The sequence below is a fragment of the Streptomyces sp. NPDC006739 genome (genome assembly GCF_042869815.1).
Classification (GTDB): Bacteria; Actinomycetota; Actinomycetes; order Streptomycetales; family Streptomycetaceae; genus Streptomyces.
This window is the reverse complement of sequence record NZ_JBIAGM010000044.1, coordinates 19,943-38,460: the sequence shown is the minus strand read 5'-3', so window position 1 is coordinate 38,460 and position 18,518 is coordinate 19,943. Positions and strand designations below refer to the sequence as shown.

Annotated in this window: 16 protein-coding genes; 7 read left to right on the top strand and 9 right to left on the bottom strand. The window is 71.2% G+C overall.

Annotated features, from left to right (window positions below):
- From ACFYMM_RS41535 to ACFYMM_RS41525, 3 genes are all read left to right on the top strand, one after another.
- Positions 1–1,746 (top strand): condensation domain-containing protein (locus ACFYMM_RS41535; protein ID WP_388397360.1); only part of this gene is annotated, 1,746 nt, incomplete at its 5' end.
- Between the two features lie 81 nt (positions 1,747–1,827).
- Positions 1,828–2,616 carry a methyltransferase domain-containing protein gene (locus tag ACFYMM_RS41530; protein WP_388397357.1) on the top strand — a complete coding sequence of 263 codons (789 nt, stop codon included), beginning with the start codon at positions 1,828–1,830 and terminating at the stop codon, positions 2,614–2,616.
- A gap of 58 nt (positions 2,617–2,674) precedes the next feature.
- Positions 2,675–3,622, top strand: a complete 948-nt coding sequence (locus ACFYMM_RS41525; protein WP_388397355.1) for an aldo/keto reductase — start codon at positions 2,675–2,677, stop codon at positions 3,620–3,622.
- A gap of 63 nt (positions 3,623–3,685) precedes the next feature.
- On the opposite strand, the gene ACFYMM_RS41520 is transcribed toward ACFYMM_RS41525, so the two are convergent.
- Positions 3,686–4,867 (bottom strand): argininosuccinate synthase domain-containing protein, encoded by a 1,182-nt coding sequence (locus ACFYMM_RS41520; protein WP_388397353.1) that lies wholly within the window; start codon positions 4,865–4,867, stop codon positions 3,686–3,688.
- A 253-nt stretch (positions 4,868–5,120) separates the two neighbouring features.
- Between ACFYMM_RS41520 and ACFYMM_RS41515 the strand changes: the two genes are divergently transcribed.
- From ACFYMM_RS41515 to ACFYMM_RS41500, 4 genes are all read left to right on the top strand, one after another.
- The gene (locus ACFYMM_RS41515) at positions 5,121–8,192 is read left to right on the top strand and encodes an amino acid adenylation domain-containing protein (RefSeq protein WP_388397350.1); all 3,072 of its coding nucleotides are present in this window, start codon (positions 5,121–5,123) and stop codon (positions 8,190–8,192) included.
- A gap of 65 nt (positions 8,193–8,257) precedes the next feature.
- On the top strand, positions 8,258–8,812 hold the full coding sequence (gene cysC, locus ACFYMM_RS41510; protein WP_388397365.1) for an adenylyl-sulfate kinase: 555 nt from the start codon (positions 8,258–8,260) through the stop codon (positions 8,810–8,812).
- A complete protein-coding gene (gene cysD, locus ACFYMM_RS41505) occupies positions 8,809–9,744 on the top strand; it encodes a sulfate adenylyltransferase subunit CysD (RefSeq protein WP_388397348.1) in 936 nt (311 codons plus the stop codon). The genes cysC and cysD overlap by 4 nt, the downstream gene beginning before the upstream one ends.
- Entirely contained in the window at positions 9,744–11,057 is a 1,314-nt protein-coding gene (locus ACFYMM_RS41500) for a sulfate adenylyltransferase subunit 1 (protein ID WP_388397346.1), read from the top strand. The genes cysD and ACFYMM_RS41500 overlap by 1 nt, the downstream gene beginning before the upstream one ends.
- A gap of 72 nt (positions 11,058–11,129) precedes the next feature.
- Here ACFYMM_RS41500 and rocD read toward each other — a convergent pair whose 3' ends face one another.
- The 8 genes from rocD to ACFYMM_RS41460 form a co-directional block, all read right to left on the bottom strand.
- Positions 11,130–12,368, bottom strand: coding sequence for an ornithine--oxo-acid transaminase (gene rocD / locus ACFYMM_RS41495; protein WP_388397344.1), 1,239 nt, complete (start codon positions 12,366–12,368; stop codon positions 11,130–11,132).
- A complete protein-coding gene (gene ddaH, locus ACFYMM_RS41490) occupies positions 12,368–13,177 on the bottom strand; it encodes a dimethylargininase (protein ID WP_388397341.1) in 810 nt (269 codons plus the stop codon). The genes rocD and ddaH overlap by 1 nt, the downstream gene beginning before the upstream one ends.
- Positions 13,178–13,332: 155 nt before the next feature.
- A complete protein-coding gene (locus ACFYMM_RS41485; protein ID WP_388397338.1) occupies positions 13,333–13,806 on the bottom strand; it encodes an Lrp/AsnC family transcriptional regulator in 474 nt (157 codons plus the stop codon).
- Positions 13,807–13,821: 15 nt separating this feature from the next.
- Complete coding sequence (locus ACFYMM_RS41480; protein ID WP_199209637.1) at positions 13,822–13,989, bottom strand: hypothetical protein; 168 nt, start codon at positions 13,987–13,989, stop codon at positions 13,822–13,824.
- Between the two features lie 81 nt (positions 13,990–14,070).
- The gene (locus tag ACFYMM_RS41475) at positions 14,071–15,021 is read right to left on the bottom strand and encodes a cytochrome c oxidase assembly protein (RefSeq protein WP_388397335.1); all 951 of its coding nucleotides are present in this window, start codon (positions 15,019–15,021) and stop codon (positions 14,071–14,073) included.
- A gap of 106 nt (positions 15,022–15,127) precedes the next feature.
- The gene (locus ACFYMM_RS41470) at positions 15,128–16,153 is read right to left on the bottom strand and encodes a 6-phosphofructokinase (RefSeq protein WP_388397333.1); all 1,026 of its coding nucleotides are present in this window, start codon (positions 16,151–16,153) and stop codon (positions 15,128–15,130) included.
- Between the two features lie 265 nt (positions 16,154–16,418).
- Entirely contained in the window at positions 16,419–17,147 is a 729-nt protein-coding gene (locus ACFYMM_RS41465; RefSeq protein ID WP_388397331.1) for a type 1 glutamine amidotransferase, read from the bottom strand.
- A gap of 20 nt (positions 17,148–17,167) precedes the next feature.
- On the bottom strand, positions 17,168–18,406 hold the full coding sequence (locus ACFYMM_RS41460; protein ID WP_388397328.1) for a MurT ligase domain-containing protein: 1,239 nt from the start codon (positions 18,404–18,406) through the stop codon (positions 17,168–17,170).
- Positions 18,407–18,518: the final 112 nt, after the last annotated feature.

Here is an 18,518-nt window from a genome sequence, read left to right as displayed (position 1 = left end):
ACCACCCACCTCCCCACCCACATGATCCCCACCACCATCACCCCCCTCCCCACACTCCCCACCACCCCCAACGGAAAACTCGACCCCACACGCCTGCCCGCGCCACAGCTGCCGGCCGAGACAGCGGACGTGAAGCCACTGGGCGGCGGTTCTCCGGTCGAGCGGGCGCTGCGGGCGGTGTGGGCGTCGGTGCTGGGCCTGCCCGAGCAGCGGATCGGCTCCGGCGACAACTACTTCGCCCTCGGTGGGGACTCGATCACCGCGTTGCGGCTGATCGCGGCGGCACGCACGGCAGGGTTGCCGTTCAGCGTGGAGCAGCTGTTCCTGCATCCGACGATCGGCGAGCTGGCATCGGAGATCGGTGACGTCGAGGAGTCCGTGGCAGGGGCGCCGGCCGAGGGCGACGCACCGGCGGACGTGCTTTCCGGGCTCGATCCGGCCCTGGTGCCGGACGGCGTCGAGGCGGCCTTTCCGCTCGCCGACCTGCAGCTCGGCATCCTCTACCACGTAGAGCTGAGCGACGATCCGCGGCTGTATCACGACCTCACCAGCGTGCGGGTCGAGGCGGTGTGGGACGAGGCGGCGCTGCGCCGGGCACTGGACGTGCTGTGCGCACGGCACGAGATCCTGCGCACCTCGTTCGACCTGGCCGAGTTCGACGAACCGATGCAGCTGGTGCACCGCACCGCCACCGTCCCGCTGGAGGTCGAGGAGGCGCTGGGGGTGAGCGGCGAGCGAGAGCGGGAGCAGCTGGTGGACGCCTGGTGGGACCGGGAGTCGGCCACCGCTTTCGAGGTCGACGCCCCGCCGCTGCTGCGGGCCCATGTGATGCGTTGGTCGGCCGAGACGTTCCAGCTGTCGCTGTCGGTGCATCATGTGCTGCTCGACGGCTGGAGTTTCGCCCGGTTCACCACCGAACTGCTGTTGGAGTACGACAACCAACTCGGTCCCGGCGGCAGGGCTCTGGAGCCGATGCCGCGGACCGGATACCGGGAGTTCGTGGCAGCCGAGCGGCGGCTGCGGGAGTCGGGGGCGGCAGAGAGGTTCTGGCAGGACCTGCTCGCGGGTTCCGAGCCGCTGTCCGTCCCGGAACCCGGCCGTGAGCCCGGTGCGGACCCGGCGACGCTGGTGACGCTTCCGGAGGAACTCGTCGCCGGCGCCCGCCGAGTGGCGGACGAGCTGGGGGTGCCGGTCAAGAGCGTCTACCTGGCGGCCCATCTGTGGGCGCTGGGCACCTGGCGGGGCGTGACCGACGTGGTGAGCGGTCTGTGCGCCAACGGCCGCCCGGAGACGGAGGGCGGTGACCTGCTGCTCGGCCTGTTCCTGAACGTGATCCCGGTGCGGATCGGGCTCGCCGCGGGCACCTGGGCCGACCTGGTGCGCGCCGTGTTCGACGCGGAGCGCTCCCATCTGCCGTTCCGTGCCTATCCGTTGGCGCGCATCCAGCGTGCCTTCGGGCGGGCGCCGTTCGCCGTCATGTTCAACTACACCGACTTCCACGCCTCCGAGGAACTGGACGGGCTGCGGCACGTCGCGGTGGACGACTGGCGGTACGAGGACCGCACCAACTTCCCCGTGCTGGTCGAGGTCAACCGGCTGCAGAACGGGGCGGGCGTGGAGCTGAGCGTGAGGGTGGACCCGGCCGAGACATGCCCGGCCGGGGGCGCGCGACTGGCGGAGCTGTTCGCGCGGGCGCTCACCGCCCTGACGGGCGACGTCAAGAGTTCAGTGCCGCAGCCGGGTTGAAGGGCGGCGCGGTGGGACGCGCCGACGCCCGGGGGAGCGACAACCGACACAACCGTACGAGGGAAGGCAAAGGCCGTGGCCATGGCGGAGAGCGAAGCTGTACAGGAGCTGGCGGACATCGAACTGACCACACAGCTGGCCGACGTCCCCGAGGTCGGGGACAACATCGAGCTGAAGTCCCCGCGGTGGAGCTTTTCCGGGAACACGGCCGATCACTTCGACGAGCACGTGTCCCGGAGCATCCCGGGGTACGAGGCCGGACACGAGATCATCGCGCAGCTGTCCGACTTCTTCATCACCCCGGGCAGCCGGGTCGCCGAGATCGGCTGCTCGACCGCGGCGCTGACCGCCAAACTGGCGGCGCGGCACCGGGAGGCGGACGCGAAGTTCCTGGGCATCGACATCGTGCCGGAGATGGTGGCGCAGGCACGCCAGCGCTGCATGGGGCTGCCCAATGTGAACATCGAGCTCGGCGACGCCCTCCGGGTGGACTACAGCGACTGCAGTCTGGTGATCATGTACTACACGCTGCAGTTCGTGCCGACCTGGAAGCGTCCGGCGCTGATCAAGCGGATCTGCACGGAGATGCTGCCGGGCGGCGCGCTGATCCTCTTCGAGAAGGCCCGGTCGCCCGAGGCACGGATGCAGGACATGTTCAACCAGTGCTACGAGGAGTACAAGCAGAACCAGGGCTTCACGGCGGAGGAGATCCTCGGCAAGTCGCGCAGCCTCAGGTCGGTGCTCGAACCGTTCACCACCGAGGAGAACATGCGCCTGTTGTCGGAGGCGGGCTTCTCCTCGCCCCAGCTCGTGCAGAAGCAATTGGTGTTCGAGGGCATCATCGGGGTGAAATCCGTTCTCGGATCCTGAGCGAAACGAAAGGCGATCGGCTGTGCGGTATCGACGTTTTGGCAGGCTCGGCTGGCAGGTGAGTGAGGTCGGCTATGGAATGTGGGGGATCGCCGGCGGGGAGGGCGGCTGGACGGGCGCGGACGACGTCACGGGGAACGAGTCCCTGCAGGAGAGCGTGCGGCTCGGCTGTAATTTCTACGACACCGCCTGGATCTACGGTCGTGGACATAGCGAGGAAATGCTCGGAGAGCTGCTGCGGGGGCACGCGGAGAAACGGCTCTACGTGGCGTCGAAGATTCCTCCGAAGGACCGGAACTGGCCCTCGACGCGGGAGTCGAAACTCTCCGACGTCTTTCCGGAGGACCACATCCTGGAGTACGCCCACAAGAGTCTGGAGAACCTGGGCACGGAATCGATCGACCTGCTCCAGTTCCATGTCTGGGAGGACTCCTGGGCCGATGACGAGCGCTGGCAGGAGCCGATCCGGCGGCTGAAGGACGAGGGGCTCGTCCGGGGCGTCGGCATCAGCGTCAACCGCTGGGAGCCCTGGAACGTCCTCAAGACCCTGGACACCGGGCTGATCGACGCCGTGCAGGTCATCTACAACATCTTCGACCAGGCGCCGGAGGACGAGCTGTTCGCCGCCTGCCAGGAGCGGGACATCGCGGTGATCTGCCGGGTGCCGTTCGACGAGGGCACGCTCACCGGCACCCTCACGCACGAGTCGACCTGGCCCGAGGGCGACTGGCGCACCTCGTACTTCGTGCCGGAGAACCTGCACGCGAGCGTGGAGCGGGCGGAGCGGCTGAAGGAGGTGGTGCCGGACGGCACGACCTTGCCCGAGCTGGCCCTCCGGTTCATCCTGCGCCATCCCGCGGTCGCCACCGTGATCCCCGGCATGCGCAGCGTCCTGCACGTCCGGGCCAACCTGGGGGTCAGCGGCGCCGAGCCGTTGCCGGACGACCTGCTGGCCGAGCTGCGGCGGCACCGCTGGGACCGGACGCCCACGGAGTGGTCGCAGTAGGAACGCGTCCCGCGGACGTGCGAAGGGCCGGCCCGCATCGCGTGGGCCGGCCCTCCTCCCGGTTCAGGCCCGGGCGCCCACCGGCTCCAGCTGCCAGTGGTGGCCGCCGCCCGTGAAACGGGTCTGGCGTGCCGTACCGGGCCTGTCGGGCAGGTCGGTGAGCCGCTGGATCGTCATGTTCCCCTTGTACAGCTCGACCTCCACGGTGCCGCTGACGCCCGCCGCGAGGGTGTCGGCCGCCGCGGCGGCCGCCCTCCCGTACGTGTCGTGGAAGCGGCCCTCGTACACGGCCACGCCGAGCGCCGCGGACAGGCTCTTCAGCAGCCCGGTCGCGGGCTTGTCGAGACCGACCTGGTAGAGCGCGGTCAGGCAGTGACTGAGCAGGTCCAGGCCCGGGGCCTCGTACACGCCACGGCACTTGGTGCCGTTGACCCGGTTCTCCACGACGGTCCGCATCGACAACCCGTGGCGGCCGCCGGCGGCATTCGCGCTCCGCACGGCGTCGAGCGGGGACACCGGCCGGCCGTCGATCTCGACGGGCCTGCCCCGCTCGAAGCGCACGGTGAGTGTCTCGGCGGTGTCGGCCGCCTCGCGCGGCCAGCGCGTCAGCAGGGGCCGCAGGCCTGTCGGGGGCGTGCTCAGCGACTCGAGGGCGTCGCTCTCGTGCGAGAAGCCCGCCATGCTGCCGTCCACCGAGTACGTCACCCAGTCGGTCAGACGCTCGGGGTAGCCCGCCGCCGCGAGGTAGGCGGACATGGCGCCGCGGTCCGGGAAGCGCTCCAGCATCCACGGCGTGGTCCACGGCGTGAACACCGGCACCGAGGGGAGGAACGCGGCGCCGTAACGGGCGAAGCGCGCCTGGTCGTTGCCTCCGCCGACACAGCCGTGGGCGAGTACGGTGCGTTCGTCGGCGCGTAGCGCCTCGGCCAGGCCGGCGACGAGGACCGCGCGGGAGGCGCCGGTGGTGTTCCAGTAGCCGCCCTCGTAGCGCGCCTGGTACGTCACCAGGTCCAGCGCCATGTCGGCCATGTCGCTGCGCAGGTCCACCGTCTGGGCCTTCAGCCCCGTCCGGGCGAGCAGCGCGGTGAGTTCCCCGGCCGGCATCGGCGTCCGCTGGCCGATGTCCGCGACATAGCAGACGGTGTCCACGCCCATTTCCGTCAGCTGGGCCGCCACGGTGGTGGACGAAAGCCCACCGGAGACGAGGAGGCCCACCCGCTGATCTTTCAGGTCATTCAGTTCCATAATGCAGCCCAACCCCCAGTGGAAAAGTGGCGGTCAATCATTCTGTGCAGTCAAGCATTCCGGATGTCCATAAGTATTCGAGTAAGCGTCATGGTTACCTGTTCGGTAATCGCTGGACGGTACCTGGTGGAGAGGTCCACGAAATACCGTGAGTCGACATTCCGGAAGTCGATCGTCGAGGGGGCGTTGAACTTTGGATAGCGCGTCGCGGGCTCAGCTGCAGGGAATTGCGGGGCGCGCTGTCGCCTACCCCATGGACCGGACCGTGCTCGAACTGTTCCAGGACCGGGCACGGACCCGGCCCGACGCCCCCGCCGTCACCTACGGCGACCTCACACTCTCGTACCGCGGACTCGACCTGCGCGCCAACGACCTGGCGCTGCGGCTGAGCCGATTCGGCGTCGGGCGGGGGGACTTCGTCCCCCTCGCGGTGGACGGCGGACTGGAGCTGCCCGTCGCCATGATCGCGGCGATGAAGCTCGCGGCGCCCTTCGTGCCGATCGACGACACGGCGCCCGCCGACCGGGTCGCGCGGATGATCGAGACCCTCGACGCCAAGGTGGTGGTGCGCTCCGGCACCGGCCGCCCCCTCCCGGTGACCATCCCCTCGGTGCACGCCGACGTCACCACGCTGCGGGAGCTGCCGGCGCCCCCGTCGGCGGTCCGGGCCGGCCTCGACGACCTCGTGTACGGGTTCTACACGTCCGGGTCGACCGGCGTGCCGAAGTGCGCGCTCAACATCCACCGCGGCCTGCTCAACCGCTTCGCCTACATGAGCCGCCGCCTCAGCGACCGTTCCGACGAGGTCGTGCTCCAGAACAGCCGGCACCAGTTCGACTCCTCGCTGTGGCAGTTGCTGTGGCCGCTCACCACCGGGAGCCGGGTCGTCATCCCCGAACGCTCCGGGATCCTGGACCTGACCGCCACCCTCGACGTGATCGACCGGCACGGCGTGACCACCACCGACTTCGTGCCGTCGATCTTCAACACGCTGGTGGAACTGCTGCGGGTGCAGCCCGAGTCCGCCGAGCGGCTGCGCTCGCTGCGTCGGCTGCTGATCGGCGGAGAGGAGATGACGGCGGACAGCGTGCAGACCTTCCGGTCGCTGCTGCCCGGCGTCGCGATCGTCAACACCTACGGCCCGACCGAGGCGTCGATCGGCTCCGTCTTCCACGTGGTGACCGACGAGGACCACGACCCGATGCCCATCGGCCTTCCGATCGACAACACCTACGCCGTGATCGTCGACGAGCGGATGGAACCCGTCGCGCCCGGTGAGACCGGGGAGATCTGCATCGGCGGAGAATGCCTGGGCCTCGGCTATCTGAAAGACGTCCGGAAGACCGCCGTCGCCTTCGTCGGCAACCCCTTCCCGGAGATCCCCGGCACCCGCCTCTACCGCACCGGCGACCTCGGCCACCGGCGCGCGGACGGGCTGCTGCAGTTCGCCGGCCGCCGCGACCAGCAGGTCAAGATCGGCGGTGTACGCATCGAGCTGTCCGAGGTCGAGGCCGGGCTGCTCAGCCACCCACGGGTGCGCGAGGCCAAGGTCGTGGTGCACGACAACCAGGGCAACCGCTCCCTGGTCGCCTTCGTGACCGTCCGCCCCGACGAGACCGACGGCGCACCGCCCGTGGCCGCCGAGGCCCTGCGCGACCACGCCCGCACGACGCTGCCGGGCCCTCTGGTGCCACGGCGCTTCGTCCTCCTCGACACGATGCCGCTCACCCCCAACGGCAAGGCCGACCGCAGGCGACTCGCCCGGATGGCGGGCGAGTCGGCCCCGGCCGCCGAGCCGGCCGGACTGGGTGGCACCAGCGCCGCGGTGCTCGCCGTATGGCGCGAGCTGCTGCCGGCGCGGACGGTCGCACCGGACGACGACTTCTTCGACCTCGGCGGCGACTCGCTCGCCGCACAGCGGCTCGCCGTCCTGCTCACCGAGCGGCTCCGGCGCCGCGTCTCGGTGCGGGACGTGTTCGAGCATCCGACGCTCGCCGGACTCGCCGGCCATCTCGACGGCGCCGCCGAGGCCGAGACCGGCGACTTGGCCACGGCCGCCCCGCCGCACGAACCGTTCGACGCGGACGGCGTGCTGCCCGAGGACATCCGTGTGCCCCAGGACCGTCGTGAGGCCCACGCCGGGCCCGACGGTCCGAAGAGCGTGCTGCTCACCGGCGCGACGGGGTTCATCGGCGGGCAGCTGCTGCACGACCTGCTGACGCGGACGCCGGTGACGGTGCACTGCCTGGTCCGCGCCGCGGACGAGAACACCGCCCGCCGGCGCGTCGTCGCCAACCTGACCCGGTACCGGCTGTGGGACGAGCGGTTCGCCGACCGGATCACCGCCGTCCCCGGCGACCTCGGCCGGCCCCGGCTGGGCCTGGACGAGACGGCGTACCAGCGACTGGCCGGGCAGGTCGACACCGTCGTCCACAACGGCGCCATGGTCAACCTCGCCCGCAGCTACCGGGCGCACCGCGACACCAACGTCCACGGCACCGTCGAGATCCTGCGGCTGGCCACCACCGAGCGGATCAAAGCCGTCCACTTCATCTCCACGCTCGGCGTGTTCCAGACGGCCGCTCCCGGCGCCCGGCGCGGCCTGGAGGGACCGGTGGGCGACGAACGGCCGCCGTCCGACGGCTACACCCTGTCGAAGTGGGTCGCCGAGCGGCTGGTCGCCCAGGCCGCCGAGCGGGGCGTGCCCGCGGCCGTCCACCGCTTCGGCGAGGTCATGCCGCACTCCCGGCACGGCGTCCCGAGCCGTTACGGCCTGCCCGACCTGCTGGTCAGGGCCTGTCTGCGGGCCGGCCTGTGGTTCCCCAGCCCGATCGTCACCGACTACACACCCGTGGACTACGTCAGCGCCCTGGTGGTGGCGGCCGTCGCGGGCGGCGAACGCGGCTGGTTCCACACCGTCCTGCCCCGGGCCGTGAGCCTGGACGAGCTGATGGCGGTCTTCCGCGAGGAGTTCCCGCTGCGTCAGGTGCCGTACCGGACCTTCTGGGAGACCGTGCGCCGCATGGCCGTCGAGGAACCCGCCGACCACACACTCGCCGGCGTCCTCGCGCTGATCCCGGAACCGGCCGCCGGCGCCGCCGACGAGGTGCTCGTCAAGGAGACGCTGGCGGCGCTCTTCCGCGACGACCCCGCGGCCTTCTCGAGCACCAACGCGATGGCCCTGGCGGCGCGCGCCGGACTCGACTGGCCGCCCGTCGACGCCCCCGCCCTCCGCCGGTACGCCGAGTACTACGGCTCCCCGGAGGGCACCGCCGTACTCGCCGGCGACCGCGCGGTGCGGGCCGGGGAGGTGCGCGGCGAGTGACGTACGGCCGCAGCGCCGAGCCGGTCACACGGCAGGCGACGGACGGGGCGGACGCGACGGACGCGATGGACGAGAGGGGTGTGACGGCGCGGGGCGGCACGGTGTGGCTCACCGGACTGCCGAGCGCCGGCAAGACCACCCTCGCCCACGCGCTCGCGGAGCGGCTGCGCGGCGCGGGCCACCGGGTGGAGGTGCTCGACGGCGACGAGATCCGCACGTTCCTCTCCGCCGGGCTGGGCTTCGGGCGCGAGGACCGGGACACCCATGTGCGACGCGTCGGCTTCGTCGCCGAGTTGCTCGCCTCCCACGGGGTCAAGGCCGTCGTCCCGGTCATCGCGCCGTACGCCGACAGCCGGCGGGCCGTCCGCGACCACCACGGGCGGACCGGCACCCCCTACCTGGAGGTGCACGTCGCCACCCCGGTGGAGGTCTGCTCGGCCCGGGACGTGAAGGGCCTGTACGCCCGGCAGGCCGCGGGTGAACTGACCGGACTGACGGGGGTGGACGACCCCTACGAACCGCCACGGGCACCGGACCTGCGGATCGACACGCACGACCGGGGCGTCGAGGACTGCGCCGCGGCGGTGCACGCGTTGCTGCGCGAAAGGGGACTGGCATGACGATGGCTCCCGAGCGGACCGGAGCGCTCCGCCCGTACGGCAGGCTGTCGCACCTGGACACACTCGAGTCCGAGGCGGTGCACATCCTGCGGGAGGCGGTGGGGGAGTTCGAGCGGCCGGTGATGCTGTTCTCCGGCGGCAAGGACTCCGCCGTCATGCTCCACCTGGCCCGCAAGGCGTTCACGCCCGCCGCGGTCCCCTTCGGCCTGCTGCACGTCGACACCGGCCACAATTTCCCCGAAGTCCTCGAGTACCGGGACCGTACGGTGGCCGAGCACGGGCTGCGGCTGGACGTGGCGAGCGTGCCGGACTACCTCGCCGACGGCCGGCTGCGCGAACGCCCGGACGGCACCCGCAACCCGCTGCAGACCGTGCCGCTGCTCGACGCGATCGCGGCGGGCCGCCACGACGCGGTCTTCGGCGGCGGGCGGCGCGACGAGGAGAAGGCCCGTGCCAAGGAACGGGTGTTCAGCCTGCGCGACGAGTTCGGCGCCTGGGACCCCCGCCGCCAGCGCCCCGAGCTGTGGCAGCTCTACAACGGCCGGCACACCCCCGGCGAACACGTCCGTGTGTTCCCGCTGTCCAACTGGACCGAGCTGGACGTGTGGCAGTACATCGCGCGGGAAGGCATCGACCTGCCGAGGATCTACTACGCCCACGAGCGCGAGGTGTTCCGGCGTTCCGGCATGTGGCTGACCGCCGGCGCGTGGGGCGGCCCGAAGGACGGCGAGAGTGCCGGGAAGCGGCTCGTGCGCTACCGCACCGTCGGCGACATGTCGTGCACCGGTGCCGTGGACTCGGAGGCCCGCACCGTCGAGGAGATCATCGCGGAGATCAGCGCCAGCAGGATCACCGAACGAGGGGCCACGCGCGCCGACGACCACCTGTCCGAGGCCGCGATGGAAGACCGCAAGCGCGAGGGGTACTTCTGATGACCGCCACCGCCACCGCCACTGCCACCGCACCCGCGGCGCCGCCGGCCACCCTGCTGCGCCTCGCCACCGCCGGCTCCGTGGACGACGGCAAATCCACGCTGGTCGGACGGCTGCTGCACGACTCCAAATCGGTCCTGGCCGACCAGTTGGAGGCGGTCGAGCACGCCTCCCGGCAGCGCGGGCTCAAGGACCCGGACCTGGCGCTGCTCACCGACGGCCTGCGCGCCGAACGCGAGCAGGGCATCACCATCGACGTCGCCTACCGCTACTTCGCCACACCGGTACGGCGGTTCATCCTGGCCGACACCCCGGGGCATGTGCAGTACACCCGCAACATGGTCACCGGCGCCTCGACCGCCGAGCTGACGGTCGTCCTCGTCGACGCCCGCAACGGCGTGGTCGAGCAGACCCGCCGGCACGCCGCCATCGCAGCCCTGCTGCGCGTTCCGCACGTCGTCCTCGCGGTCAACAAGATGGACCTCGTCGGGTACGACGAGAAGGTGTTCGCCGCGATCGCCGAGGAGTTCACGGTGTACACGACCGAGCTGGGCGTCCCGGAGGTCACCGCGATCCCGATCTCGGCGCTCGCCGGTGACAACGTGGTGGAACCGTCCGCCAACATGGACTGGTACGAGGGCCCGACCGTCCTGCGGCACCTGGAGACCGTGCCGGCCGGCCACGCCGCCCCGGCCGACGCCCCGGCCCGCTTCCCCGTGCAGTACGTCATCCGCCCGCGGACCGCGCGGCACCCCGACTACCGCGGCTACGCCGGGCGGATCGCCTCCGGTGTGCTGCGCGTCGGCGACCCGGTCACCGTGCTGCCCTCCGGCCTGACCAGCACCGTCACCGGCATCGACGCCCTCGGCACGAGCGTCGCCCAGGCCTCGGCGCCGCAGTCGGTCACCGTCCTGCTCGCCGACGATCTCGACATCTGCCGCGGCGACCTCATCGCACCGACCGCCGGAGCACCCGCCACCACCCAGGACATCCGGGCCACCGTATGCCACCTGCACGAACGCCCCCTGCGGGAGGGCGACCGGGTGCTGCTCAAACACGGCTCCCACACCGTCCGGGCGCTCGTACGGCGACTGCCCCACCGGATCGACCTCAGCGAAGGCCTGGCACAGGAGCCCGATCCCGCCGAACTCACCGTCAACGACATCGGCGCCGTCGTCCTGCGCACGACCGAGCCCCTCCCGCTCGACACCTACGCCGCGTGCCGCCTCACCGGCTCCTTCATCCTCATCGATCCGGAGGACGGCAGCACCCTCACGGCGGGCATGGTGGGAGAGGCGTTCACCACGTCCTGACCGTCCGGCCTTCGGACTGGGAGCGTCCCGTCACCCCGCGGGGGTCGTCGGGCGCTCCCGGACCCGCCGGCTTCAGCTTCCCGAGGTCAGTACCTTCTCCAGCGCGCCGAGCGCGTGGCGCAGTTCCTCGGCGGTGATGGTCAGCGGCGGCGCCAGCCGGATCGTGGAGCCGTGGGTGTCCTTGACCAGGATCCCCTCCCGCATGAGCCGCTCGCTGACCTCGCGCCCGGTGCCGATGGCCGGGTCGACGTCCACGCCCGCCCAAAGGCCGCGCGAACGGAAACCGACCACGCCCCGGCCGGCCAGCGCGGCCAGCGAGCCGCGCAGGATCACGCCCAGCTCGGCCGCCCGGCGCTGGTACTCGCCCGTCTCCAGCAGCTCCACCACCGCGGTGCCGACCGCCGCCGCGAGGGGGTTGCCGCCGAACGTCGAGCCGTGCTCGCCCGGTCCCAGCACCCCCAGCACCTCCCGTCGGGCCACCACCGCCGACACCGGCACGATGCCGCCGCCCAGCGCCTTGCCCAGCAGCAGCACGTCCGGGACGACGTCCTCGTGCTCGACGGCGAGCGTACGGCCCGTACGGCCCAGACCCGACTGGATCTCGTCCGCGACGAACAGGCAGCCCGCGCGGCGGGTCAGCTCACGGACACCGCGCAGATAGCCGTCGTCCGGGACGACCACGCCCGCCTCGCCCTGGATCGGCTCGAGCAGCACGGCCGCCGTCGTCTCGTCGACCGCCTCCTCCAACGCGGCCAGGTCGTTGTACGGAACGATCCGGAAGCCCGGGGTGAAGGGGCCGAAGCCGGCGCGGGCCGTCTCGTCCGTGGAGAAGCTGACGATCGTCGTCGTACGGCCGTGGAAGTTGTCCGCGGCGACCACGATCGTGGCCCGGTCGGCCGGGACGCCCTTCACGTCGTACGCCCACTTGCGGGCCACCTTGATGCCGCTCTCCACCGCCTCCGCGCCGGTGTTCATCGGCAGCACCATGTCCAGGCCGGTCAGCTCCGCGAGGCGCTCGGCGAACTCGGCGAGCCGGTCGTTGTGGAAGGCGCGCGAGGTGAGGGTCAGCCGGTCCAGCTGGCGGTGCGCGGCGTCGACCAGCGCCGGGTGCCGGTGGCCGAAGTTCAGGGCCGAGTAACCGGCCAGCATGTCGAGGTAGCGGCGGCCCTCCACGTCCTCCACCCAGGAACCCTCGGCGCGGGCCACCACCACGGGCAGCGGGTGGTAGTTGTGCGCGAGGACCGGCTCCTCCGCGCGGATCAGCTCGGCGGAGGTACGGGTGCGGTGGGATACACGGGCGGGTGCCGTCATCAGCGGATCTCCTGGGTGCAGCACTTGATGCCACCGCCGGCCTTGTGGAACTCCGACAGGTCGACGGGGACGGGGACGTAGCCGTGGTCGGCGAGGCGGGAGGCGAGGGCCTCGGCCCGGGGCGCGATGAAGACATGGCGTCCGTCGGAGACGGAGTTCAGGCCGAACGCCATCGCGTCCTCGCGGGTGGCGAGCACCGCGTCCGGGTACAGGCGCGCGAGCACCTCGCGGCTGCCCTGCGAGAACGCCTCCGGATAGTAGACGATGTTGCCCTCGTCGAGAACGAACAGCGCCGTGTCGAGGTGGTAGAAGTACGGATCCACCAGCGTCAGGCTGATCACCGGATGCCCGAGGAACTCCTGCGCCTCACGATGCGCCTCGCGGGTGGTGCGGAAACCGGTGCCGGCCAGCACGTACCGGCCCGTCCACACCAGGTCGCCCTCGCCCTCGGCCACCGCCTTCGGGTGATGGACGTCGTAGCCCGCCGTCTTGAACCAGGTGTCGTAGTGGAGGGACTCGGGGCGCCGCTCGGGCGCGTGGAAGAGGGAACCGAAGACGCGGCCGTCGACGACGAACGCCGAGTTCGCGGCGAAGACCATGTCGGGCAGGCCGGGGACCGGCTCGACCGCGTCGACCGAGTGGCCGTGGGAGCGGTAGGCGCGGATCAGCGACTGCCACTGGTCCTGGGCCAGGTCGAGGTCGACATGGGTGTCGGGATGCATCCAGGGATTGATCGCGTACTGCACTGCGAAATGTCTGGGTTCACAGACGAGGAAGCGCCGGGAGCGCGGCACACGGCTGTCGGCCACAGAGGTGTTCCTCCGCTTTCGTGCGGTGTCTACTGAGGGTTGACACCACGGTAGGAAGCGACGGATGCGCTCGACAAGGACAAAAGGCTGCGTGTGTGCGCAGCATCGCTGCGTTGTCGTCCAGGGAAACGCAGGAGTGCTGCACGTGTCGAGGTTTATTGCGGCGCCGCGTGGGTCGCGCCCGCTTCCGGGCTTTCCGGGAGGAGGTGGGACAGCACCATCACGCTGATCGTCTTCCGGATGAACGGCTCCGCGCGGATCCGCTCCAGCACCTCCTCGAAGTGCTCCACGTCCCGCGCCCGCACGTGCAGCAGCGCGTCCGCGCCCCCGGTCACCGTCATCGCCGCCGTGATCTCCGGATGGTTGCGCACCACCTCCGCCAGGCGCCGCGGCGGGGCCGCGCCCTCGCAGTACACCTCGACGTACGCCTCCGTGCGCCAGCCCAGCGCGGACGGCTTCACCGTCGCCGTGAACCCGGTGATCACACCGGTCTCGCGCAGTCGGTCCGCGCGCCGCTTCACCGCGGTCGCCGACAGGCCGATCGCCGCGCCGATCTCCGCGAAGCTGGTCCGGGCGTTCGCCATCAGCGCCGTGATGATCTTCCGGTCCAGGTCGTCGAACGAGGTCATGCGGGCACTGTAGCCCTACGACTGGGTGACGATCATGGCCAGCGTGAGCAGCCCCAGCACCACCCATCCGAACCACAGCCAGCCGTTGCTGCCGAGCGCGACCGTGTAGGCGGTCACGACGACGAGTCCGCCGACGGTCATCGCCCCCATGGCCTTGGTCGAGCCGTTCGTGGAACCGGGCATCGCGACACCCTCCTCATGGTCCGTCCCCACCATGGTGCCCGGAACCCGGTCCGAAGGGGATACCGCGGACCTGCCGCGACCTCAGCCCTCGCGTGTGTTCAGGGAGGCCAGATAGGCGTTGTACGCCGCCAGCTCCTGGTCCCCGTCCCGGTCGGCGGCCCGGTCCGTGCGCCGGGCTTGGCGCTGCTCGGAGCGGTACCACTGGAACAGCAGGGCGATCAGCACCAGCACGGACGGGATCTCGCTGAACGCCCAGGCGATCCCGCCGGCCGCGTTCTGGTCGGACAGCGCGTCGACGCCGAGCGAGGCGGGCGGGTTCTTGAAGGTCCCCACCATCGGCGAGGACGCCATCATCAGCGCGATACCGAAGAACGCGTGGAACGGCATGCCCGCGAACAGCTCCAGCATCCGCATCAGGTACCCCGGCCGGTGCGGACCCGGGTCGACGCCGATGATCGGCCAGAAGAACACCACGCCCACCGCGAGGAAGTGCACCATCATCGCCACGTGCCCGGTCTTCGACCCCATCAGGTAGTCGAAGATCGGCGTGAAGTACAGCGCGTACAGGCTCGCGATGAACAGCGGGATCGTGAACGCCGGGTGCGTGATGATCCGCATGTAGCGGCTGTGCAGCAGCGCCAGCAGCAGCTCACGCGGCCCCCTGCGGCCCCTGCCCGCGGCCGGCAGCGCCCGCAGTGCCAGCGTGACCGGGGCGCCCAGCAGGATCAGGATCGGCGACAGCATGCTGATCACCATGTGCTGCACCATGTGCACGCTGAACATGACCATGCCGTAGTCGTTCAGCCGCGTGCACATCATCAGCGCGATGGTCAGCACCCCGACCACGTACGACACCGTACGGCCGGCCGGCCACGCGTCACCGCGCCGCCGCAGCCGCACCACACCCCAGCCGTACAGGCCGAGCCCCAGCAGGCAGGCGACGAGGAAGAACGGGTCCGCCGACCAGTGAAGACCCCGCCCCAGCGTGAACGGCGGCAGATCCATGGTCATGCCGTGCCCGCTGTGATCCATCCGCCGGCTCCTGATTCGTGGGGGTTGTACGGTTTCTGTCCGCCCCCAGAGTAGAACCGCCCCCGGTCACCGCGGTGACCGGGGGCGGCTTCGGCGCGCGGGCGGCCTACAGCACGCACTCCGCTTCCTCGTACCGCTCCTGCGGCACGGTCTTCAGCGTCTCCACGGCCTGAGCCAGCGGCACCATCACGATGTCCGTGCCGCGCAGCGCCGTCATCTGCCCGAACTCGCCTCGGTGCGCGGCCTCCACCGCGTGCCACCCGAACCGCGTCGCCAGCACCCGGTCGTAGGCGGTCGGCGTGCCGCCGCGCTGCACATGCCCGAGGATGACCGGACGCGCCTCCTTGCCGAGCCGGTGCTCCAGCTCGACGGAGAGCTGCCGGGCGATCCCGGCGAACCGCTCGTGGCCGTAGACGTCCTTGCCGCCCTCGTCGAACTCCATGGAGCCGGCCTTCGGCTTGGCGCCCTCGGCCGCCACCACGATCGCGAACCGCTTGCCCGCCGCGAACCGCTCGCCGACCTTGCGCGCCAACTCCTCGATGTCGAAGGGGCGTTCGGGAACGACGATGGCGTGGGCGCCGGCCGCCATGCCCGAGTGCAGCGCGATCCAGCCGGTGTGGCGGCCCATGACCTCCACGACCAGCACCCGCTGGTGGGACTCGGCGGTGGTCTTCAGCCGGTCCAACGCCTCGGTGGCGACCCCGACGGCCGTGTCGAAGCCGAAGGTGACGTCCGTGACCGCGATGTCGTTGTCGATGGTCTTCGGCACGCCGACGACCGGCAGACCGCTGTCGGACATCAGCCGGGCCGCCTTGAGCGTGCCCTCACCGCCGATGGGGATGATCGCGTCCAGACCGAGTTCCTCGACATGGCCCTTGGCCCGCGCCACGCCGTCACGCAGATGCGAGGGCTGGACGCGGGAGGAGCCGAGGATCGTGCCGCCGCGGGCCAGGATGCCGCCCACGGCGTCGAGGTCGAGCTTCAGATAGTCGCACTCCAGGAGGCCCTTCCAGCCGTCCCGGAAACCGATGACCTCGTCGCCGTGGTCGGCGACGGCACGGTGCACGACGGACCGGATGACGGCGTTCAGGCCGGGGCAGTCGCCGCCGGACGTGAGGACACCAATGCGCATAGCCCGAATACCTTCTCAACGTGGGCCGGGGACCGGACCACGTTGTCCGGCTGGATCCCGGCCACCCTACCGGCGTGTGGGGGTGGCTCCGTAGCGGGCGTCCGCCTGCTGGACGCGCCCGCACATGTGAGCGGACGAGCCGTCACGCGGGCCCTGGAACCAACCTGCCGGAAGGCACTCGAAGGCGCCTTCACCGTCTCTGGAGACAACCGCCTACGCAGGCTGCTGCGCAGCTGTACCTACGCAGGCTGCTGCGCAGCTGTACCTACGCAGGCTGCTGCGCAGCCGCGATGCGCTCGTTGCGGAGGGCCTCGTACCAGCGGTCGTCGATCGGCGGCAGCGCGTTCACGTCGAGCGCCAGCTTCAGCAGCAGGTCGGCGATGAGCGGGTTGCGCGCCAGCACCGGCCCGTGCATGTACGTACCGAAGACGGTGTCGTTGTACGCGCCCTCCGTGCCGTCCCCGGTGCCGTTGCCCTTGCCGAGGCGGACCTGGGCGAAGGGACGCGCCGTGGGGCCGAGGTGGGTGACGCCCTGGTGGTTCTCGAAGCCGGTCAGCGGGGGCAGGCCCAGGCGCGGGTCGATGTCCCCGAGGACGTCGCCGACGCAGCGCTCGCCCTCGCCGCGCACCGACACCACGTCGAGCAGACCGAGGCCCGGCTCGCGCTGGCCGAGGTCGTTGATGAACTCGTGGCCGAGGATCTGGTAGCCGGCGCACACGGAGAACACGATCGCGCCGTTCTCCACCGCCCGGTGCAGCCCCCCGTCACGGCGCAGCCGCTCGGCGGCCAGCCGCTGCGGGCGGTCCTCGCCGCCGCCGATCAGGTAGATGTCCCCGGAGGTCGGGATCGGCTGGTCGCTGCGCACGTCGAGCCGCGCCACGTCCAGGCCGCGCTGCCGGGCCCGGCGCTCCACGACGAGCGCGTTGCCCTGGTCGCCGTAGGTGCTCAGCAGATCCGGGTAGATCCACACCAGCCGCAGTTGGTTGTCACTCATCACGTGATCGTCCTTCGTGGTCAGTTGCCGACGCGGCGGCGCAGGTCCTGGAACGCGGTGTAGTTCGCGATGACCTCGATCCGGCCAGGCGGCGCCGCCTGGACGGCCTGGTCGAGGTTCTCGCAGACCTGGAAGTGCTGACCCGCGACCTCCAGCCGCACCGCGAGGTCCAGCTTCCGGTCGCCGACGACGAAGATCGGGTGGCCGGTCAGCCGGGTGTAGTCGACGTCCCACAGCCAGGAGGTGTCGGTGCCGTCGGCGCCCCGGGCGTTCACCGAGAGGATCACCGGGGTGGGCGGCGGGTCGATCAGCGAGAAGGTCTCCAGCCAGCCGGCCGGGTTCTTCGCCAGCAGCAGACGCAGGTCGCGGCCCTGGAACTGCACCACGTCGTACCGGCCCGCGACGGCCTGCACCTGGTACATCCGCTCGAGGGCGACCTGCGGCGGCACCCCGAAGACGGCCGCGACGGCGGCGGAGCTGGCCGCGTTGGCCTTGTTCGCGCGGCCCGGCAGCTGGAGGTGGATCGGCCAGGCGGAGCCGTGCGGGTCGAGGACGTGGTCGCCGGACAGGGCCCAGCTCGGCGTCGGCCGGCGGAAGCCGCACTCGCCGCAGAACCAGTCGTCGCCGGGACGCCGCATCACACCGCCGCAGGACGGGCAGGACCAGGCGTCGTCCTTCCACATCTGTCCGGCCGCCACCCAGACCACGTTGGGGGAGGAGGAGGCGGCCCACACCACCAGCGGGTCGTCGCAGTTGGCGACGACGACGGCCTTCGAACCGGCCAGGCCCTCGCGCCAGTTCTCGGCGAGCATCCGCGTCTCGGCGGCACGGTCGAGCTGGTCACGGGAGAGGTTGAGCAGGGCGATGCACTTCGGGGCGGTGTCCCGGGCCACTCCGGCCAGGTACTTCTCGTCGACCTCGATCACACCGAACTTCGCGTCCGAACCGCCCGCGAGGGCCGAGGTGATACCGGCCGGCATGTTCGCGCCGAGCGCGTTGGACACCACCGGGCCGGCGGCGCGCAGCGCCTCCGCGATCAGCCGGGTGGTGGTGGTCTTGCCGTTGGTCGCGGAGACCAGGACGACGTCCAGGCTCTGGGCGAGCCGGGCCAGAAGGTCGGGGTCGAGTCTGAGCGCGACCCGGCCACCGATCACGGATCCGCTGCCGCGTCCCGCGGCACGGGACGCCGCCGCGACCGCCTTGCCCGCGGTCACGGCCAGCTTGGCCCGCGGCGTGAGCGGGTCCGAGTTGCCTGCCATCAGATCTCGATCCTCCTTGCGTACGCGCCGCGCCTGAGCCATCCGGCAACGTGGTGTGGACCTCAGCCTATCGAGATCCATTCGCACACCCGAATCCCGGCCCACGCCTGCG